Source organism: Paracidovorax sp. MALMAid1276, from assembly GCF_049198005.1.
In the GTDB taxonomy this organism is placed as follows: Bacteria; Pseudomonadota; Gammaproteobacteria; order Burkholderiales; family Burkholderiaceae_C; genus Acidovorax.
In genome coordinates, this window is record NZ_JBMIRS010000062.1 from 1 (window position 1) to 1,133 (window position 1,133).

Here is a 1,133-nt window from a genome sequence, read left to right on the forward strand (position 1 = left end):
CATGGCAAGACGACGCTGACGGCAGCCATCGCTACCGTGCTGTCCGCCAAGTTCGGCGGCGAAGCCAAGGCGTACGACCAGATCGACGCAGCGCCTGAAGAAAAGGCCCGCGGCATCACCATCAACACCGCCCACGTGGAATACGAAACGGCCAACCGCCACTACGCCCACGTGGACTGCCCCGGCCACGCCGACTACGTCAAGAACATGATCACCGGTGCCGCCCAGATGGACGGCGCCATTCTGGTGTGCTCGGCCGCTGACGGCCCCATGCCCCAGACCCGTGAGCACATCCTGCTGGCCCGCCAAGTGGGCGTGCCTTACATCATCGTGTTCCTGAACAAGTGCGACATGGTGGACGACGAAGAACTGCTCGAACTCGTCGAAATGGAAGTGCGCGAACTCCTGGACAAGTACGACTTCCCAGGCGACGACACCCCCATCGTGCGCGGCTCTGCCAAGCTCGCCCTGGAAGGCGACAAGGGCAAGCTGGGCGAAGAAGCCATCATGAAGCTGGCTGAAGCCCTGGACACCTACATCCCCACGCCAGAGCGCGCAGTGGACGGCGCCTTCCTGATGCCCGTGGAAGACGTGTTCTCCATCTCCGGCCGTGGCACCGTGGTGACCGGTCGTGTCGAGCGCGGCATCATCAAGGTCGGCGAAGAAATCGAAATTGTGGGTATCCGCGACACGCAAAAGACCACCTGCACCGGCGTGGAAATGTTCCGCAAGCTGCTGGACCAAGGCCAGGCTGGCGACAACGTAGGCCTGCTGCTGCGCGGCACCAAGCGCGAAGACGTGGAACGCGGCCAAGTGCTGTGCAAGCCCGGCTCGATCAAGCCCCACACCCACTTCACGGCTGAGGTGTACGTTCTGTCCAAGGACGAAGGTGGCCGTCACACGCCTTTCTTCAACAACTACCGTCCTCAGTTCTACTTCCGCACGACCGACGTGACCGGCGCCATCGAGTTGCCCGCCGACAAGGAAATGGTCATGCCTGGCGACAACGTGTCGATCACCGTGAAGCTGATCAACCCCATCGCCATGGAAGAAGGTCTGCGCTTCGCTATCCGCGAAGGCGGCCGCACCGTGGGCGCTGGCGTCGTGGCCAAGATCATTGCTTAATTCTTAAG

General features: G+C 62.1%; 1 protein-coding gene. It reads left to right on the forward strand.

The genetic code is table 11. The features are described from left to right. On the forward strand, window positions 1-1,125 hold a 1,125-nt coding region (gene tuf / locus ACOQFS_RS03710), incomplete at its 5' end, for an elongation factor Tu (protein ID WP_421561606.1). Window positions 1,126-1,133: the final 8 nt, after the last annotated feature.